Raw genomic sequence first — 20,008 nt, 5'->3', positions numbered from 1 at the left:
GGGGTCGGGAGCCGACGATCCGCGCCCGGGATCGGGGCGCGGACCGTCGGAGCCCTAGGAGTCGTCGCGGGCCAGGCGGAGCAGCTCGGCCAGGTCCATGTCGTCGATCTGCTCGTCGTCGACCGCCTCGGCGGTGCCGGCCGCCTCGCTGCCGGCCGCCTCGCCGCCGCCGCTCGTGGACGGTCCGAAGCCGGGCAGCTGCGGGTCCAGCGAGGTGCGCAGCTCCTTGGCGAGGGCGGCCGGGGTCGGGTAGTCGAAGATCAGCGTGCTGCTCAGCCGCAGGCCGGTGGCGTCGGTGAGCAGCTTGCGCAGCTCGACCGCGGTCAGCGAGTCGAAGCCCTGCTCCAGGAAGCCGCGTTCGGGGTCGAAGCCGGTGCGCGGAGCCTCGCCGAGCACCCCGGCGACGCACTCCTCGACCACCTCCAGCAGCAGCTCGTCGCGCTCCGGCTCGGTGAGTCCGGCGAGCCGCTCCCGCAGCCCGGCGGCCCGGTCCGGCCGGCCGCCGTCGCCCGGTGCGTCGGCACTCGACGCGTCGGCGGTCGGCGCGTCGGCCGGCCGCGGAGCGGGGACGGCCTCCCGGGCGGCGCGCCGCCAGGCGGCGAGCAGCGGCAGCGCGGCCCGGAGCTCGGACGGGAGGGCCCCGTCGCCGGCCGGCCCGTCCGGACCGCCCAGCCCGTCCAGCCCGTCCAGCCGCAGGACGGAGGCCAGCGAGGCCTCGTCCTGCTGCTCGACGGCCGCCCAGAAGGAGGCGTCCAGCGGATCGGCCGCCTCGGCTCCAGCCCCGGATCCGGCCTTCGGCTGGACGACGTCCAGCCAGTACCGCCCGCGCTGGAAGGCGTAGGTCGGCAGGTCGACCCGGCGCGCGCCGGAACCGGCGAAGAACGCCGCCCAGTCCACCGGCACGCCCCGCAGGTGCAGTGCGGCCAGCGCGGACGCCACGGTGAACTCCTTGGAGCGGTCCCGGCGCTGCGCGGCGACGAAGGCCGCCCGGCCGCCGTTCTCCGCACCGTCCAGGCACTCCTGGCCCATGGCGGTGAGCACGGCGTCGGGGCCGAGTTCCAGGAAGGTGGTGACGCCCTCAGCGAGGAGCGCGTCCATGGCCTGGTGGAAGCGGACGGTGTGGCGGGCGTGGCGGATCCAGTAGTCGGGGTCGGTGAGCTGGTCCGTGGTGGCGGTGGTGCCGGTGAGGGTGGAGACGAGGGGGATGGTGGGGGCGTGGAAGGTGAGTTCGGCGAGGGTGTCGCGGAACTCGTCGAGCATCGGCTCCATGAGCGGGGAGTGGAAGGCGTGGCTGACGCGCAGCTCGCGGGCCTTGTCGAAGTGCTGGGCGATGGCGCGGACTTCGGTGGCGTCGCCGGCGATGACCAGGGAGTCGGGGCCGTTGACGGCGGCGATCGAGACCCGTTCGGTGAGCAGGGGTTGGACGTCCTGCTCGGTGGCGCGCAGGGCGATCATGGCGCCGCCGGAGGGCAGGTGCTCCATCAGGCGGGCCCGGGTGGTGACGAGCCGGGCGGCGTCGGGCAGGGACAGGACGCCGGCGGCGTGGAAGGCGGCGATCTCGCCGATCGAGTGGCCGGCGAGGAAGTGCGGCCGTACGCCCCAGGATTCGACCAGGCGGTAGAGGGCGACCTCGACGGCGAACAACGCCGGCTGGGTCCAGCCGGTGCGGTCCAGTGTGTCGCCGCCTTCGGCGATCACCTCGCGCAGCGGGCGCTCCAGGTGCCGGTCCAGTTCCGCGCACACCTCGTCGAAGGCGGCCGCGAAGGCCGGGAAGGCGTCATACAACTCGCCGCCCATACCGGCCCGTTGGGCACCCTGGCCGGTGAACAGGAAGGCCGTCCGGCCGGACGTCGCCACCGACCTCAGCACCCCGGCCGCCCGCGGCGTCCCGGCGGCCAGGGCCCGCAGCCCGGTCAGCAGCCCGTCCCGGTCCGCGGCGACCACGGCGCCCCGGTGCGGGAACTGCGAGCGGGTGGTGGCCAGGGACAGCCCGAGGTCGGCCGGGTGCAGCTCCGGCCGCTCCTCGACCAGCTCCAGCAGCCGTTCGGCCTGCCCGCGCAGCGCCTCCTCCGACCGGCCGGAGAGCACCAACGGCCGTACGGTCGGGCCTCCCTGGGTCCGCTCGGGGTCCGTCGGCGCCGGGTCGCCCTGCTCCAGGACGAGGTGGGCGTTGGTGCCGCTGATGCCGAAGGAGGAGACGCCGGCCCGGCGCGGGCGGCCGGTCTCGGGCCAGTCCCGCGTCCCGGTGGCGAGCTCCACCGCACCGGCCGTCCAGTCCACGTGCGGCGAGGGCTCGTCGACGTGCAGGGTGCCCGGCAGGACGCCGTTGCGCATCGCGAGCACCGTCTTGATCACTCCGGCGACGCCCGCGGCGGCCTGGGTGTGGCCCAGGTTGGACTTCACCGAGCCCAGCAGCAGCGGGAGTTCGCGGTCCTGACCGTAGGTGGCCAGCAGTGCCTGGGCCTCGATCGGGTCGCCGAGCCTGGTACCCGTGCCGTGCGCCTCCACCACGTCCACCTCGCCCGCGGCGAGACCGGCGGCGGCCAGGGCCTGGCGGATCACCCGCTCCTGCGCGGTGCCGTTCGGGGCGGTGAGCCCGTTGGAGGCGCCGTCCTGGTTGACGGCGCTGCCGCGCAGCACCGCGAGCACCGGGTGCCCGTTGCGGCGGGCGTCGGAGAGCCGCTCGACCAGCAGCATGCCGATGCCCTCGGAGAACCCGGTGCCGTCGGCGCCGGCCGCGAAGGCCTTGCAGCGGCCGTCCTCGGCGAGGCCGCGCTGCCGGGCGAACTCGATCAGCAGCTTCGGCGTGGACATCACGGTCACACCGCCGGCCAGCGCCAGGTCGCACTCGCCGCGCCGCAGGGCGGCCGCCGCGAAGTGCAGTGCCACCAGCGAGGAGGAGCAGGCCGTGTCCACGGTGACGGCCGGGCCCTCCAGGCCCAGCGCGTACGCGACCCGGCCGGTGGCGACGCTGGCCGCGCTGCCGTTGCCGAGGTAGCCGTCGACCTCCTCGGGCACGTCCCGCACCCAGGTCGCGTAGTCGTGGTAGACCATGCCGGCGTAGACGCCGGTCCGGCTGCCGCGCAGGCCGAGCGGGTCGATGCCGGCCCGCTCGAAGGCCTCCCAGGAGGTCTCCAGCAGCAGTCGCTGCTGCGGGTCCATCGCCAGCGCCTCGCGGCGGTTGATCCCGAAGAACGCCGGGTCGAACCCGGCCACGTCGGTCAGGAAGCCGCCGGTACGGGTGTAGGTGCGGCCCGGGGTGCCCGGCTCGGGGTGGTAGATGCCCTCCAGGTCCCACCCGCGGTCGGTCGGGAACTCCGAGAGCACCGACCCGCCCTCGGCCAGCACCTGCCAGAGCGCCTCGGGGGTGGCGATCCCGCCGGGGAAGCGGCAGCTCATCGCGACGATCGCGATCGGCTCGTCGGGGTCGGCCGCGGCCGGCACCGCCGCGGTGACCGGCGCGGCGGCGTCCGCCTGCTCGCCGAGCAGCTCGACGAGCAGGTGCGCGGCGAGCGCGCGCGGCGTCGGGTGGTTGAACACCAGGGTCGCCGGAAGGCGCAGTCCGATCGCGGAGTTGAGCCGGTTGCGCAGCTCCACCGCGGTCAGCGAGTCGAAGCCCAGCTCCTTGAGGGCCTTCTCCTCCTCGACGGCGTCGCCCGAGCCGTGCCCGAGCACTCCGGCGACGTGGCCGCGGACCAGGTCGAGCACGGTCCGCCGGCGGTCCTCGGCGGAGAGTCCGGCCAGGCGCTCGGCCAGGCCGCCCGCCGGGGCGGTGCCCGGGGCGCCGGCCGTGCGGCGGCCCGGGCCGCCGGTGGCCAGGCCGCGCAGCAGCGCGGGGACGGTGGCCGCCCGGCCGCGCAGCTGTGCCCGGTCCAGCTGGATCGGCACCAGCACCGGCTCGCCCGAGGCCACGGCCGCGTCGAACAGGGCCAGTCCGGTCTCGGCGCTCATCGGCACCGCACCGCCGCGCACGATCCGCCGCAGGTCGGAGTCGTCGAGGCGCCCGGCCATGCCGGACCGCTCCTGCCACAGGCCCCAGGCCAGCGAGACGGCCGGCCGGCCCTGGGCCCGCCGGCGCCGGGCCAGGGCGTCCAGGAAGCTGTTGGCGGCGGCGTAGTTGGCCTGCCCGGGGTTGCCGAGCACCCCGGCCGCGGCCGAGAAGAGCACGAAGCTGCCGACCTCGCCCGCCAGTTCGTGCAGGTTGAGCGCACCGGTGACCTTGGGGGCGAGCACCCGGTCGAACTGCTCGGGGGAGAGGGAGAGGACGATGCCGTCGTCCACCACGCCGGCGGTGTGCACCACGGCGGTGAGCGGGTGTTCGGCGGGGACGCCGGCCAGCAGGGCGGCCAGGGCCTCGCGGTCGGCGACGTCGCAGGCGGCGAGGGTGACCTCGGCGCCCGAGTCGCGCAGTTCGGCGAGGAGTTCGGCGGCGCCCTCGGCCGCCGGGCCGCGCCGGCTGGTCAGCAACAGGTGCCGGGCGCCGTGGGCGGCGACCAGGTGGCGGGCGGTCAGCTCGCCGAGGCCGCCGATCGCGCCGGTGACCAGGACGGTCCCGGAGACGTCCAGCGTGCCCGGCTCCCCGCCGTCCGCGGCCGGGAGAGCGCTCGGCGCGGCGCCCGGCGCCTTGGCCAGGCGCGGGGCCAGCAGGGCGCCCTGCCGTACGGCCAGCTGCGGCTCGGTGTCCACCGGCAGTGCGGCCAGGGGAAGTTCACCGCCGTCGTGGTCGACCAGGACCAGCCGGTCCGGGTTCTCCGACTGCGCGGAGCGCACCAGGCCCCACACGGCGGCCAGGACCGGATCGGGCGCTCCGCCCTCGCCGGTGGCGACCGCGTCGCGGGTCAGCACGGCCAGTCGGGCGTCGGTGAACCGCGGGTCCACCAGCCACTCCTGGACCAGGCGCAGCACCCGCCCGGTCGCCTCGCCCACCGCGGCGGCCAGCTCGCCCGCCGCGTCGGACCCGCGGTACGGGGCGAGTTCCACCGCGACCACGTTGGGCACGGGAGCGCCGGCGTCCACCGCCGAGCCCAGTTCGGCCAGTCCGGCGTGGCCGTCCGTGCCGAGGACCGTCCAGGAGCGGGCGGTCGGGTCACCGGCCGGCACCGGCAGCCAGTCGATCCGCAGCAGCGACTCGCGCACGGCCCGGTCGGCGGTGCGCAGCCGCTCGCCGGAGACGGGCCGCAGCAGCAGCGAGTCCACCGAGGCGACCGGCGCGCCGCCGAGGTCGGTGACGGTCAGCGTCAGGGTCTCCGGCGCGGTGCGGGCCAGCCGGACGCGCAGCGCGGTCGCGCCGCTCGCGTGCAGCCGGATCCCGCCCCAGGAGAAGGCGAGCCTGCCCTGCTCGGCGTCGGGCACCAGGCCCATCGCGTGCAGAGCGGCGTCCAGCAGCGCCGGGTGCAGCCCGTACCGGGCGGCCGCGGCCTGCTCGGAGGCGGGCAGGGCGACCTCGGCGAAGACCTGGTCGCCGTCCCGCCAGGCGGCCCGCAGGCCCTGGAAGGCCGGGCCGTAGTCCACGCCGGCGTCCGCGAGCCGCCGGTAGGCGTCGGAGACGTCCAGCGGGGAGGCCCCGGCCGGCGGCCACTCGGTGAGGTCCGCCCCCGGCTCGTCGGCAGCCGTGGAGAGCGCCCCCGTGGCGTGCCGGGTCCACGGCTCGTCCTCGGCGGCGTCGGCCGGGCGGGAGTGGATCCGCAGCGGGCGGACGCCGTCGTCCTCCGCGCCCACCAGCACCTGGATCCGGACGCCGCCCCGTTCGGGCAGGACCAGCGGGGCTTCCAGGGTGAGTTCGTCGAGGCGGTCGCAGCCGACCTCGTCGCCGGCCCGGACGGCCAGCTCCAGGAACGCCGTTCCGGGCAGCAGGGTGGTGCCCATGACGGTGTGGTCGGCCAGCCACGGCGTGCTGTGCCGGGAGAGCAGCCCGGTCAGCAGGTGGCCGTGGCCGTCGGCGAGCGGGACGGCCGCGCCGAGCAGCGGGTGCTCGGGGGCGGTGAGGCCCGCCGTGGTGACGGCGGCCGAACCGGCCACGGTGTCCAGCCAGTAGCGGTGGCGCTGGAAGGGGTAGGTGGGCAGGTCGATCCGTCGGCCGGCGGTGAGCAGGGGGGTCCAGTCGGCGGGGGCGCCGTGGACGTGGGCGTGGGCGAGGGAGGTGAGGAAGCGGCGGGTGCCGCCGTCGTTGCGGCGCAGGGTGCCGAGGGTGTGGGCGGTGGTGTCGTGGAGGGTGTCCTCGATGGCGCCGGTGAGGACGGGGTGGGGGCTGATCTCGATGAAGAGGTCGTGTCCCTGGTCGGCCAGCTGGCGGGTGGCGTCGGCGAGTTGGACCGTTTGGCGGAGGTTGCGGTACCAGTACGCGGCGTCCAGGGCGGTGGTGTCCAGCCAGGCGCTGTCGACGGTGGAGTGGAAGGGGATGTCGGCGGTGCGCGGGGCGATCGGGGCGAGGAGGTCAAGCAGCTCGTCCTGGATCCGCTCGACGTGGGCGGAGTGCGAGGCGTAGTCCACCTTGATCCGGCGGGCCTGGACACCGTCCGCGGCGCACCGGGACAGCAGCTCGTCCAGGGCGTCGGCGTCGCCGGCCACGACGACGGAGGCGGGCCCGTTGACGGCCGCGAGGGAGACCCGGTCGGACCACGGCGCGATGGTGACGGCCGCGTCCTGCGCGGACTGCGGGAGCGACACCATGCCGCCGTGGCCGGCGATGGTGGTGATGGCCTGGGAGCGGAGGGCGACGACGCGGGCGGCGTCCTGGAGGGTGAGGGCGCCGGCGACGGTGGCGGCGGCGATCTCGCCTTGGGAGTGGCCGATGACGGCGTCGGGGTGGACGCCGTGGGCGTGCCAGAGCGCGGCGAGGGAGACCATGACGGCCCACAGGGCGGGCTGGACGACGTCGACCCGGTCGTAGCCGGGAGCGTTGTCGGCGCCGCGCAGGACGTCGAGGAGGTTCCAGTCGGTGAACTCGGTCAGGGCGTCGGCGCATTCGGTGATGCGGGCGGCGAACACCGGTTCGTTGTCGAGGAGTTCGACGGCCATGCCCGCCCACTGCGAGCCCTGTCCGGGGAAGACGAACACGGTCCGGGGGGCCGTGGACGCGGTGCCCTCGATGACGGCGGCGCTCTCGGTGCCCTCGGCCAGCGCCCGCAGGCCGTCGGCCAGTTCGGTGCGGTCCGAACCGAGCACCACCGCACGGTGGTTGAACACCGAGCGGGTCGTCGCCAGCGAGTGGGCGAGGTCGATCGGGGCGGCCTCGGAGTCCTGGAGCTGCGCGGCCTGGGCCCGCAGCGCGTCCGCCGACTTCGCGGACAGCAGCAGCGGCAGCACGCCGTGCGCGGCAGGCTCGCCCGCCGGCTCCTCCACCGCGTCTTCCACGAAGGGCTGTTCGAGGATCACGTGGGCGTTGGTGCCGCTGACACCGAAGGAGGAGACACCCGCCCGGCGCGGACGGCCGGTCTGCGGCCAGTCCCGTTCCTCGGTGAGCAGCTCCACGGCGCCCGCCGTCCAGTCCACGTGCGGGGTGGGCTGGTCCACGTGCAGGGTCCGGGGCAGCACCCCGTGCCGCATGGCGAGCACCATCTTGATGATGCCCGCCGCGCCCGCCGCGCTCTGGGTGTGGCCGAGGTTGGACTTCACCGAGCCCAGCAGCAGCGGCAGTTCGCGGTCCTGCCCGTAGGTGGCGAGGAGCGCGTGGGCCTCGATCGGGTCGCCGAGCGTGGTCCCCGTCCCGTGCGCCTCGACGGCGTCGACCTCGGCGGCGGTGAGACCGGCGGTGGCCAGGGCCTGGCGGATGACGCGTTCCTGGGCAGGGCCGTTGGGGGCGGTGAGCCCGTTGGAGGCGCCGTCCTGGTTGATCGCGGTGGACCGGACCACGGCCAGCACCGGGTGCCCGTTGCGGCGGGCGTCCGAGAGCCGCTCGACCAGCAGCACGCCCACGCCCTCGGCCATGCCGAAGCCGTCGGCGGCCGCCGCGAAGGCCTTGCAGCGCCCGTCCTCGGCCAGGCCGCGCTGGCGGCTGAACGCCACCAGCCCCTCGGGGGTGGCCATCACGGCCGCGCCGGCCGCGAGCGCCATCGAGCACTCGCCGGCGCGCAGCGCCTGGACGGCCAGGTGGAGGGCCACCAGCGAGGAGGAGCAGGCGGTGTCCACGGTGACGGCCGGCCCTTCCAGGCCGAGCACGTACGAGATGCGGCCGGAGACCACGCTGGCCGCGTTGCCGGTGACCAGGTAGCCCTCGTTGCCGGGCGGGGCGGCGGCCAGCAGGTTGCCGTAGTCCTGGCCGTGGGTGCCGACGAACACGCCGACCTGTTCGCCCCGGACGGAGGCCGGGTCGACGCCGGCCCGCTCGAAGGCCTCCCAGGAGGTCTCCAGCAGCAGCCGCTGCTGCGGGTCCATGGCGTGCGCCTCACGCGGGCTGATCCCGAAGAACGCCGCGTCGAACTCGGCGACGTCGTACAGGAATCCGCCCTCGCGGGTGTACGAGGTGCCGGCCCGGTCCGGGTCGGGGTCGTAGAGGCCGTCGAGGTCCCAGCCGCGGTCGGTCGGCAGGGCGCCGACCGCGTCCTGCCCGGCGTGGACCAGCTCCCAGAGGTCCTCCGGGGTGCGCACCCCGCCGGGGAACCGGCAGCCCATGCCGACGATCACGATCGGGTCGTCGTCCCGCGCCGGTGCGGCGGTGGCCGGGGCCGGTGCGGCCGCCGGGAGCCGGTCGCCGAGCAGCTGCTCGCGCAGGTGGCCGGCGAGGGCCTTCGAGGTCGGGTAGTTGAAGATCAGCGTGGCGGGCAGGCGCAGGCCGGTCGAGCCGTGCAGGCGGTTGCGGAGTTCGACGGCGGTGAGGGAGTCGAACCCCAGCTCCTTGAAGGTCCGTTCGGGGTCCACCGCGGTGCCCGCCGCGTACCCGAGCACCGTCCCGGCCGTGGCCCGGACGAGGTCCAGCAGTTCGCGGTCGCACTCGGGGCCGGTCAGGGCGGCCAGCCGCTGGGCGAGCGCGGAGCCGCCGGCCCGGTCGGCCGGCCGCCGACGGACCGGGCGGCTGCGGACGAGGCCGCGCAGCAGCGGGTGGACGGCGTCCGACTGGGCGCGCACGGCGGCCAGGTCGAGCCGGATCGGCATCAGCGCGGGTTCGCCGACCGCGCGGGCGGCGTCCAGCAGGTCGAGGCCCTCCTCGGCGGAGAGCGCCGCGGTGCCGACGCCGGCCATCCGGCGCAGGTCGGTGCCGGTGAGCCGGCCGCCCATGCCGTTGCGCTCCGCCCACAGGCCCCAGGCCAGCGAGACGGCCGGCCGGCCCTCGGCCCGCAGGTGCCGGGCGTAGGCGTCGAGGAAGGCGTTGGCGGCGGCGTAGTTGGCCTGACCGCCGGCCCCGAACACGGCGGCGGCGGAGGAGTACAGCACGAAGGCGGCCAGGTCCGTGCCGCGGGTGAGCTCGGCCAGGTTGAGCGCGCCGGAGAGCTTGGGCGCGAGCACCCGGTCGAACTGCTCGTCGGTCAGCGTCTCGATCACGCCGTCGTCGACGATGCCGGCGGTGTGCACCACGGCGGTGAGCGGGTGTTCGGCGGGGATGCCGGCCAGCAGGGCGGCCAGGGCCTCGCGGTCGGCGACGTCGCAGGCGGCGAGGGTGACCTCGGCGCCCGAGTCGCGCAGCTCGGCGAGGAGTTCGGCGGCGCCCTCGGCCTGGTCGCCGCGCCGGCTGGTCAGCAGCAGGTGCCGGACGCCGTGGGCGGTGACCAGGTGGCGGGCGGCCAGTCGGCCGAGGCCGCCGGTGGCCCCGGTGACGAGGGCGGTCCCGTTCGGGTCGAGCGCCGGAGCGCCCTGTTCGGCGGGCCGCACCCGGGTGAGCCGCGCCGCCCGTACCGAGCCGTCGCGCAGCAGCAGCTGCGGCTCGTCGCCGGTCAGGGCCGCGGGCAGGGCGCGGTACGAGGCGTCCTGGGCGTCCAGGTCGACCAGGACGACGCGGTCCGGGTGCTCGGACTGGGCGGAGCGGACCAGGCCCCACAGCGGAGCGGTCACCAGGTCCGGCAGGCCGTCCCCGGCCACCGCGCCCCGGGTCAGCACGACCAGCCGGCTCTCGGCGAACCGCTCCTCGGCGAGCCACTGCCGGAGCAGGCCCAGCAGCGTGTGGGTGGCCGCCCGGACGGCGGGGACCAGCTCGGCCGCGGCGGGCGGCGCGAGGGGCAGCAGGACGGTGTCGGGGGTACGGCCGTCGGCGGCGGCGAGGGCGGCCAGGTCGGCGTGCGCGTCGACCGTGCTGCCCGCCGCGGTGAGCCCGGCGGCCAGGCCGAGGACGTCCTCGCCGACCAGGGCGTAGCGGCCGGTGACCGGGGCGACCTCGGGCAGGTCCGTCCAGTCGACGCGGAACAGCGAGTCGTCGCCGTGCCCGGCGCGGACCGCGCGCAGCTGCTCGGCGGAGACCGGCCGGACGGCCAGGCCCTCCACCGAGACCACCGGCACGCCGTGCTCGTCGGAGGCCTCCAGGGCGACCGAGTCCAGGCCGGCCGGGGAGAGCCGGACCCGCAGGGCGGTCGCGCCGGCGGAGTGCAGGGAGACCCCGCTCCAGGCGAACGCCAGGTGGCCTTCGGCGGACTCCTCGCGGTGCCGGACGGCGCCGAGGTCCATCGCGTGCAGGGCGGCGTCCAGCAGCGCCGGGTGCAGCCCGTAGCGGTCTGACCGGTCGGCGACCTCCTCGGCCAGCACGACCTCGCTGAACACCTCCTCGCCGCGCCGCCAGGCCCCGCGGACGCCCTGGAACGCCGGCCCGTACCCGGCGGGCAGCCGCTCGTACAGGTCCTCGACCGGCAGCGGTTCGGCGCCGGCCGGCGGCCACTGGGTGAGGTCCGCCGGCGTGGCCGGGGCGGCGGGGGAGAGCGTGCCCGCGGCGTGCCGGGTCCAGGGGCCGGACGCGGCGGCGTCGTGCGGCCGCGAGTGCAGGCCGACCGGCCGCGCGCCCGTGGCGTCGGCCTCGCCGACCACCACCTGGACCTGGACGGCACCCTGCTCGGGCAGGACCAGCGGGGCTTCCAGGGTGAGTTCGTCGAGGCGGCCGCAGCCGACCTCGTCGCCGGCCCGGACGGCCAGGTCCACCATGGCGGTCCCGGGCAGCAGGGTGGTGCCCATGACGGTGTGGTCGGCCAGCCACGGGTGGGTGGTGCGCGAGATCAGGCCGGTCAGCAGGTGGCCGTGGCCGTCGGCGACCGGGACGGCCGCGCCGAGCATCGGGTGGTCGGCGGCGGCCAGACCGACGGTGGTCACGTCCGAGGCGGCGGAGGACGCCTCCAGCCAGTAGCGGTGGCGCTGGAAGGGGTAGGTGGGCAGGTCGATCCGTCGGCCGGCGGTGAGCAGGGGGGTCCAGTCGGCGGGGGCGCCGTGGACGTGGGCGTGGGCGAGGGAGGTGAGGAAGCGGTGGGTGCCGCCGTCGTTGCGGCGCAGGGTGCCGAGGGTGTGGGCGGTGGTGTCGTGGAGGGTGTCCTCGATGGCGCCGGTGAGGACGGGGTGGGGGCTGATCTCGATGAAGAGGTCGTGGCCCTGGTCGGCCAGGTGGCGGGTGGCGTCGGCGAGTCGGACCGTTTGGCGGAGGTTGCGGTACCAGTACGCGGCGTCCAGGGCGGTGGTGTCCAGCCAGGCGCTGTCCACCGTCGAGTAGAACGGCACCTCGGCGGCGCGGGGGGAGAGCGGCGCGAGGAGGGTGAGCAGCTCGTCCTGGATCCGCTCGACGTGGGCGGAGTGCGAGGCGTAGTCGACCTTGATCCGGCGGGCCTGGACACCGTCCGCGGTGAACTTCCCGACCAGGTCGTCGAGGGCGTCGGCGTCGCCGGAGACCACCACGGAGGCGGGGCCGTTGACGGCGGCGACGGAGACGCGGTCCTGCCAGGGGGTGAGGTCGAGGTCGTTCGCCGGGAGGGCGACGGAGACCATGCCGCCGTGGCCGGCGATGGTGGTGATGGCCTGGGAGCGGAGGGCGACGACGCGGGCGGCGTCGTGGAGGGTGAGGGCGCCGGCGACGGTGGCGGCGGCGATCTCGCCCTGGGAGTGGCCGATGACGGCGTCGGGTTCCACACCACGGGAGCGCCAGAGGGCGGCGAGGGAGATCATGACGGCCCACAGGGCGGGCTGGACGACGTCGACCCGGTCGTAGCCGGGGGCGCCGGGGGTGCCGCGCAGGACGTCGATCAGGTTCCAGTCGGTGAACTCGGCCAGGGCGTCGGCGCATTCGGTGATGCGGGCGGCGAACACCGGTTCGTTGTCGAGGAGTTCGACGGCCATGCCCGCCCACTGCGAGCCCTGTCCGGGGAAGACGAACACGGTCCGGGGGGTCGTGGACGCGGTGCCCTCGATGACGGCGGCGCTCTCGGTGCCCTCGGCCAGCGCCCGCAGGCCGTCAGCCAGTTCGGTGCGGTCCGAACCGAGCACCACCGCACGGTGGTTGAACACCGAGCGGGTCGTCGCCAGCGAGTGCGCGAGGTCGATCGGGGCGGCCTCGGAGTCCTGGAGCTGCGCGGCCTGGGCCCGCAGCGAGTCCGCCGACTTCGCGGACAGCAGCAGCGGCAGCACCCCGTGCTCGTCCGACGCTTCCGCCGGCTCCTCCGCCTCCGCCGCTTCGATGATGACGTGGGCGTTGGTGCCGCTGACACCGAAGGAGGAGACACCCGCCCGGCGCGGACGGCCGGTCTCGGGCCACTCCCGCTGCTCGGTGAGCAGCTCCACGGCGCCCGCCGTCCAGTCCACGTGCGGAGTGGGCTCGTCCACGTGCAGGGTCCGCGGCAGCACCCCGTGCCGCATCGCCAGCACCATCTTGATGATGCCGCCCACCCCGGCGGCCGCCTGGGCGTGCCCGATGTTCGACTTCAACGAGCCCAGCAGCAGCGGGAGTTCGCGGTCCCGCCCATAGGTGGCGAGGAGCGCGTTGGCCTCGATCGGGTCGCCGAGGCGGGTGCCGGTGCCGTGCGCCTCGACGGCGTCGACCTCGGCGGCGGTGAGGCCCGCGACGGCCAGCGCCTCCCGGATGACGCGTTCCTGAGCCGGGCCGCTGGGGGCGGTGAGCCCGTTGGAGGCGCCGTCCTGGTTGACGGCCGTGCCGCGGACCAGGGCCAGCACCGGGTGCCCGTTGCGGCGGGCGTCCGAGAGCCGCTCGACCAGCAGCACACCCACGCCCTCCGCCCAGCCGGTGCCGTCGGCCGAGGCGGCGAAGGACTTGCAGCGCCCGTCCTCGGCGAGGCCGCGCTGGCGGCTGAACTCGACGAACACCTCGGGCGTCGCCATCAGGGCCACGCCGCCGGCCAGCGCCAGGTCGCACTCCCCGCGCCGCAGCGCCGCGACCGCCAGGTGCAGGGCCACCAGCGAGGAGGAGCAGGCGGTGTCCACGGTGATCGCCGGGCCCTCGAAACCGAAGGTGTACGCCACCCGGCCCGAGGCCACGCTGCCCGCGGTACCGGTGCCGAGGTAGCCCTCCACCTCCTCGGGCACCCGGGGCAGCCGGCTGGCGTAGTCGTGGAACATCACGCCGGTGAACACGCCGGTCCGGCTGCCGCGCAGCGCCTCCGGGTCGATCCCGGCCCGCTCGACGGCCTCCCAGGAGGTCTCCAGCAGCAGCCGCTGCTGCGGGTCCATGGCGAGGGCCTCACGCGGGCTGATCCCGAAGAAGTCCGGGTCGAACTCGGCGCTGTCGTACAGGAATCCGCCCTCCCGGACGGAGGAGGTGCCGACGGAGCCGGGGGCACCGCCGAACAGGGCCTCGGTGTCCCAGCCGCGGTCGGCCGGGAACTCCGAGACGGCGTCCCGGCCCTCGGCCACCAGCTGCCACAGGGCCTCGGGCGAGACCGCCCCGCCCGGGTAGCGGCAGCTCATCGCGACGATCGCGATCGGGTCCCGGTCGTCGTCCCGGTCCGCCGCCGAGCGGACCGGGACGGCCGGAACGGGTGCCTCGTCCAGGAGTTCGGCGAGCAGGAAGCCGGCCAGCCGGTCCGGGGTGGGGTGGTCGAAGACCACGGTCGCCGGCAGGCGCAGGCCGAGCGCGGACCGCAGCCGGTTGCGCAGCCGGACGGCCGAGGCGGAGTCCACCCCGAGGTCCTTGAAGGCCCGCCCGGGTGCGATCGTCCGGGGCAGCCCCTGGCCGAGCACGCCGGCGGCCTCGGCCCGCACCAGACCGAGCAGCGCCTGCCGGGCCTCCGCCCGGGGCAGCGCGCGCAGCCGTGCGGCGAACACGGTGTCCGCCGCACCTTCGCCGGCGGTCGGGCTGTGGAAGAGGACGCCGGTGGTGTTCCGGGTGGCGACCACGGGGGTGTCGGCGCCGCGCAGGGCGGAGTCCAGCAGCGCTCCGAACTCGGCCTCGGACACGGCATCCGCGTCGGTGGTGTCCCAGGCCAGCGAGACGGCGTGCCGTCCGCCGGCCCGGCGGTGCTGGGCCAGCGCGTCCAGGAACGCGGCGCAGCCGCCCTGGTCGCCGTCGTCCGCGCCGCCCAGCAGGGCCTCGGTGGAGGAGACCAGCAGGAAGGCCGTCAGGTCGATTCCGGCGGTGAGCTCGTGCAGGACCACCGCACCGTCGATGCCCGTGCGCACCCAGCGGTCGGCCTGCCCGCCGGCGGTCAGACCGGGGGAGCCGGCCGCGTGCACCACCGCGGTGAGCGGGTGCTCGGCCGGGATGCCCGCCAGCAGGGCGGTGACGGACGGACGGTCGGCGGCGTCGCAGGCGGCCAGGGTGACGTCCGCGCCGGACTCGCTCAGCTCCACGGCCAGCGCGGCCGAGTCGGGGGTGGTGGAGGCCAGCACCAGGTGCCGGACGCCGTGCTCGGCGACCAGCCGGCGGGCGATCGCGGCGGCGGCCGTCCCGCCGGCACCGGTGATCAGCACGGTGCCGTCGACGCGGCGCCCGGCCGCGGCGGCGGCGACCGGCACCAGGCGGGGCACCCGCAGCAGCCCGCCGCGGACGGCGAACTGCGGCTCGCCGGTGGCCAGCCCGGCCGGCAGGGCGGCCGACGAAGCGGCCTCGCCGTCCAGGTCGGCCACGGTGAACCGGCCGGGGTGGGCGGCCTGCGCCGCGCGCAGCAGCCCCCAGACCGGAGCCTGCGCCAGCCCGGGGACCTCCTCGCCCGGGTGCACGGCCAGCGCGCCCCGGGTGAGCACCACCAGCCGGGTCTCCCGCAGCCGGTCGTCGGCGAGCCACCGCGTCAGCAGCTCGGAGGCCTCGCGGGCGGCACGCCGGGCCGCCTCCGCGACGGGCTCCGCGGCCGCGCCGGGCTCGGTGTCCGCGCCGGGCCAGGGCAGGTAGACGACCTCGGGCACGGACCCGGCCGCGGTCAGCTCCGTCAGGTCGGCGTACCGCGCGGCCGCCGGCCCGTCCAGCCCGTCCCCCGCGTCCAGCCCGTCCCCCGCGTCCGGCCCGTCGGATGGCCCGTCGGACGGGCTGCCGAGCACCGCCGCGCGCAGCGGTTCCACCGGCCCGGCGGGCACCGGCACCCAGTCCACCCGGTACAGCGACTCCTCCAGGGCACCCCGCGCGCCGATCAGCGTGCCGGGCTGCTCGAACAGCCGGTGCCGGGTGATCTTGCCCGAGGCGGTGCGCGGCACGACGGCGATCGCCCGGACCTCCTGCGGCACCTTGAACCAGGACAGCTGCTCGGCGCAGGCGGCGAAGACCAGTTCGGCGTCGACGCCCTCCGGAGCGGTGACCACGAACGCGACCGGCACCTCGCCGAGCACCTCGTCCGGCCGGCCCGCCACGGCGACGTCCAGCACGCCGGGCACCGAGCGGACGACGTCCTCGATCTCGCCCGGGTGGATGTTCTCCCCGCCCCGGATGATCAGCTCCTTGCGCCGCCCGCTGATCGTCAGCTGGCCGCCGGGTGCCCGGACCGCCAGGTCACCGGTCCGGTACCAGCCGTCCCGCAGCGCCTCGGCGGTGGCCTCCGGCCGGTTGTGGTAGCCCTGCATCAGGCTCGGTCCGCGCACCCACACCTCGCCCTCCGTCCCGGGGTCGGTGTCGATCCCGGTCTCCGGGTCGACCACCCGCACCTCCAGTCCGGGGACGGGCAGGCCGCAGGAGCCGGAGACCCGCTCGGCGCCCGGCGCCTCGGTGGCGATGGCGCCGCAGGTCTCGGTGGAGCCGTAGCTGTTGAGCAGCGGGATGCCGAACGCGTCCTCGAAGTCCCGGGCGAGCGAGGCGGAGGTCACCGCGCCGGTCGACAGGCAGACCCGCAGGTCCGGTGCGTCCAGCCGGCCGGCGCCGGCCTCCCGCAGCAGGTGGTGGTAGAGGGCGGGCACCCCGGCGAGGAAGGTGTACGCGTCGCCGCGCAGTTCGGCCAGCACCTCGTCCGCGGAGAAGCCCGGCATGATGTGCGCGGTCGCGCCGGTCGCGGTGACCCCGACCACGCAGACGATGTGCGCCAGGCTGTGGAACAGCGGCAGCGGCCACAGCACCCGGTCGCGCTCCGAGAGCCCGAGCACCGGCGCGTAGCAGGACGCCACCGTCCACAGGCAGCTGCGCTGGGTCGACAGCACGCCCTTGGGCGCGCCGGTGGAGCCGGAGGTGTAGAGCATGAAGGCGGTCTCGTCCAGGCCGAGGTCGTCACGCGCCGGCACCGGGGGCTCGACGGTGGCCAGGGTCTCGAAGGACGGCAGGTCCCGCGGGGCCGGGGCCGCAAGGTCTCGCGGGGCCGGGGCCGCACCGGAGACGATCACCAGCAGCCCGGCCCGGTCGGCCCGCAGCCGCTCCACCTGCTCCAGGTGACGGGTGTCGGTGACGACCACGGTGGCCCCGCTGTCGTCCAGGAGGTGGGCCAGCTCCTCGTCGCTGGAGTGCGGGTTGACCGGGACGGCGACCCCGGCGGCCCGGACGACCGCCAGGTAGGTCTCCACCACCTCGACGCCGGCGTCCAGGTGGATCGCCACCCGCTCGCCGCGCCCCAGGCCCAGGGCCGCCAGGTGCCCGGCGAGCCGTGCGGTCCGGCGCTCCAGCTCGGCGTAGCCCACGGTCCGCCGGCCGTCCCGGAACGCCGGCTTGTCGCGGAGCGATCCGGCCTGGGAGCGCAGCAGTTCGGACAGCGGCCTGATCAGCTCGGTACGCGGCATGTCAACGGCTCCTTGGGCGCGCGGAAACACACGGGAGGCTTGGAAGTCCCGGACAACAGAGAGGGGTGGGGCATCATGCGGTATCCCGTGGAAGTCTCGTCCAGCGGTCGGCGCGGGCCGCACCCCTACGGTTCCCCTACGGGCCCTTGTCCCGGCCGGGCCCACCGCAGCGAAGCGGGGGCGGTGAGCTGAGGGGTTGTCCGGCCGCCCGGCCTGCTCCAGCCTCGGAGTGGGGAGGACCCGCCGGTGGGGCGGGGGCCCCGCTCAGAAGGGACCACCGGAGCACGATGACGCTCACCGACACCGCGGCCGACAGCTGGATCCGCCGCTTCCACCCGGCCCCGGACGCCCGTGTCCGCCTGGTCTGCCTGCCCCACGCGGGAGGGTCGGCGAGCTACTGGTACCCGATGTCCGCCGCCACGGCGGCCGGGATCGAGGTCCTCTCGGTCCAGTACCCGGGCCGGCAGGACCGGCGCCACGAACCCTGCGTCGAGACCGTCGAGGCGCTGGCCGACCGGGTCACCGAGGCGCTGCTGCCGCACCGCGACCTGCCGCTCGCCCTGTTCGGCCACAGCATGGGCGCGGTAGTCGGCTTCGAGGTCGCCCGCCGCCTGGAGGAGCTCGGCACCCCGCCGGTCGCCCTGTTCGCCTCCGGCCGCCGCGCACCCTCCCGGCACCGGGACGAGGACGTCCACCTGCGGGGCGTCGACGGCATCGTGGCGGAACTGCGCAAGCTGGACGGCACCGACCCGCGGGCCCTGCAGGACCCGGAGCTGCTGCGGATGATCCTCCCCGCGGTCCGGGCCGACTACCGGGCCGTCGAGACCTACCGCTACCGGCCGGGCCCGCCGCTGTCCTGCCCGGTCCACGCCCTGGTCGGCGACAGCGACGACAAGGCCACCGTCGACGAGGCCGGCTCCTGGCGCGACCACACCACCGGCGAGTCCACCCTGCACGTCTTCCCCGGCGGCCACTTCTACCTGGCCCACCACCAGAGCGAGATCGTCCGCCTCGTCACCGACCGCCTCCTGCCGTAACGGCCCCGCAGGCGCCCGTTCACCCCGGCCCCGTACCCGCCGCCCGCCCGGGCCGCGGGTGCGGGGCCCTCGGCATGCGGGCGGCCCCCCGGGGGGCGGTCCGGCCCGGAACGCGGACAGGGACCGGCGCCGGGTGGCGCCGGTCCCTGTCGGGCCGCGGGGGCGGATCAGCGATCGGAGGGTTCCGACCGGAGGCCGGTGATCAGAGTCCGGTGATCAGAGGCTGCTGGTGATCATGGTGCCCGCGTGGTTGCCGGGGATGCTGGTGAGGTTGAGGCTTTCGGGGTTGGCCCAGGTGCCGTCGGCGTGGCGGGCGGTCAGGAGGATCCTGTTGTCGTTGGTGGTGACGGCGAACTGGGTGTCGGTGTCGACGGGGGCGGAGCTGATGCCGGTGCCGGTGATGTTGCCGACGACACCGACGAGGGAGGTCATGGGCGACCAGCTGCCGCTGGCGTAGCGCATGGTGTGGTACTGGCCGTCACTGGCGATGAGCGCGAGGTTGAGGTCGTTGTTCTGACGGGCGATGGTGACGGCGGACACCGGCCCGGTGGCGCCGGCGGCCTCGCCGACCGACCCCCAGCGCGACCAGTTCCCGTCGGCGGCGCGCCGGGTGTGGTACACCTTCCCGCCGGACACGGCGGCGATGTGCAGCTCACCGCCGGCGGCCCCGGCGGCGGCGATCGAGGTGATGCCGTTCAGCGGCCCGGTCACGTCGGTGACGACGTTGAAGTTGCTCCACTGGCCGTTCGCGGAGCGGACGCTGTGGAACAGGATGCCGTCCGCGACGACCACGACGTGCAGGTCGTTGCCGACCGGGGCGATGGCGACCTGGGTGATGTTGCCGAGGTCGGAGACGGTGGTGTTGACGTCGATGAACTTCTGGCCCCAGCCGCCGTTGAGGCCGCGGATGGCGTGGTGCAGGTGCCCGTCGCCGCCCAGCGCGATGACGTGGGTCTCGGCGTTGATGCCGGCCGAGGAGACCGCGCGGACGCCGCCGATGTTGCCGGCGGTGGCCTGGACGTCCTCGTACGGGGTCCAGGAGCCGTCGTACAGGCGGGTCGCGAAGTAGAGGTTGGCGTCGCTGCGCACCAGGGCCTGGGTCTTCCAGCCCAGGGCCTTGGCGCGGGTCTGCTGCACCCAGCCGGCGACGTTGTCGACCCGGGCGTTGTGGGCGCCGGTGCGGGTCTCGGTGGCGGGGACGCCCAGGCAGCCGCCCTGCCAGGAGCGGGAGGCGACGGCGACCAGCTCGGCCTTGCCGTTGACCTCGCGGATCACGGGGGCGCCGGTGTCGCCCTTGCAGACCGCCGAGCCACCGGTGCCGGTGGTGGCGATGCCGGCGGCACTCACGCTGTCGAGGCTGAACGTGCCGGTGTGGAGCTTGAGCGGCGCCCACTCGTCCTTGGTGCGCCCGTACGCGGGCACGCGCAGCGTCTGCCCGGCCGTCGGCGCGGCGGTGGCGACCGCCAGCGGCGCGATGCCGTCGATCGGCGTGGCGAGGCGGGCCATCACCAGGTCGCGGTCGGCGTTCGGCACCACCTCGGAGACCTCGGCGGTCTTGCCGGCGCCGGTGGTCAGGTCGGTGCGCCCGACGGTGACCGTGGTCTTCCACTTCGGCGCGCCGGCCGCCAGGGCCTGCGGCTGCGCCGGGTCGTCGGCGAAGCAGGAGGCGGCGGTGAGCACCCAGCTGCGGTCGACCAGGGCGCCGGTGCAGGCCCGCAGGTTGTCACCGATCGCCAGGTGCGCGGTGAAGGCATAGGTGCCGTCGGCGGCCGTGCTGCCGGCCACGGCGCCGGCCGGGGGCGTGGCGAGGGCGGTCAGGGCGCCGGCGGCGAGGACGGCGGTCAGCACACCCGCCCGCAGGTTGCGGGGCGAGGAGTTGCGAGGCATGAGGTGTTGCTCCCAACGTGAAGGGTGGATCCGGGTGGTGCTGGTCAGCC

Annotated in this window: 3 protein-coding genes; 1 reads left to right on the top strand and 2 read right to left on the bottom strand. The window is 76.0% G+C overall.

Annotated elements, in window-relative coordinates:
* Positions 1-54: 54 nt before the first annotated feature.
* Complete coding sequence (locus ACFWP2_RS31970; protein ID WP_380457977.1) at positions 55-17,034, bottom strand: SDR family NAD(P)-dependent oxidoreductase; 16,980 nt, start codon at positions 17,032-17,034, stop codon at positions 55-57.
* 287 nt (positions 17,035-17,321) lie between these two features.
* Here ACFWP2_RS31970 and ACFWP2_RS31965 point away from each other — a divergent pair, with 287 nt between their 5' ends.
* On the top strand, positions 17,322-18,071 hold the full coding sequence (locus ACFWP2_RS31965; protein ID WP_380457975.1) for a thioesterase II family protein: 750 nt from the start codon (positions 17,322-17,324) through the stop codon (positions 18,069-18,071).
* A gap of 216 nt (positions 18,072-18,287) precedes the next feature.
* Here the strand turns inward: ACFWP2_RS31965 and ACFWP2_RS31960 are convergent.
* A partial coding sequence (locus ACFWP2_RS31960; RefSeq protein WP_380457973.1) for a trypsin-like serine protease occupies positions 18,288-20,008 on the bottom strand: 1,721 nt, incomplete at its 5' end.

Source organism: Kitasatospora sp. NPDC058444, assembly GCF_042721415.1.
In the GTDB taxonomy this organism is placed as follows: Bacteria; Actinomycetota; Actinomycetes; order Streptomycetales; family Streptomycetaceae; genus Kitasatospora.
Note: the sequence above shows the minus strand (reverse complement) of the source record. Positions and strands in the feature narration are given on the sequence as shown.

Bases quoted from the DNA above. Each gene is read 5' to 3' on its own strand.
- ACFWP2_RS31970 (WP_380457977.1), bottom strand. From the start codon at position 17,034: ATGCCGCGTACCGAGCTGATCAGGCCGCTGTCCGAACTGCTGCGCTCC.
- ACFWP2_RS31965 (WP_380457975.1), top strand. From the start codon at position 17,322: ATGACGCTCACCGACACCGCGGCCGACAGCTGGATCCGCCGCTTCCAC.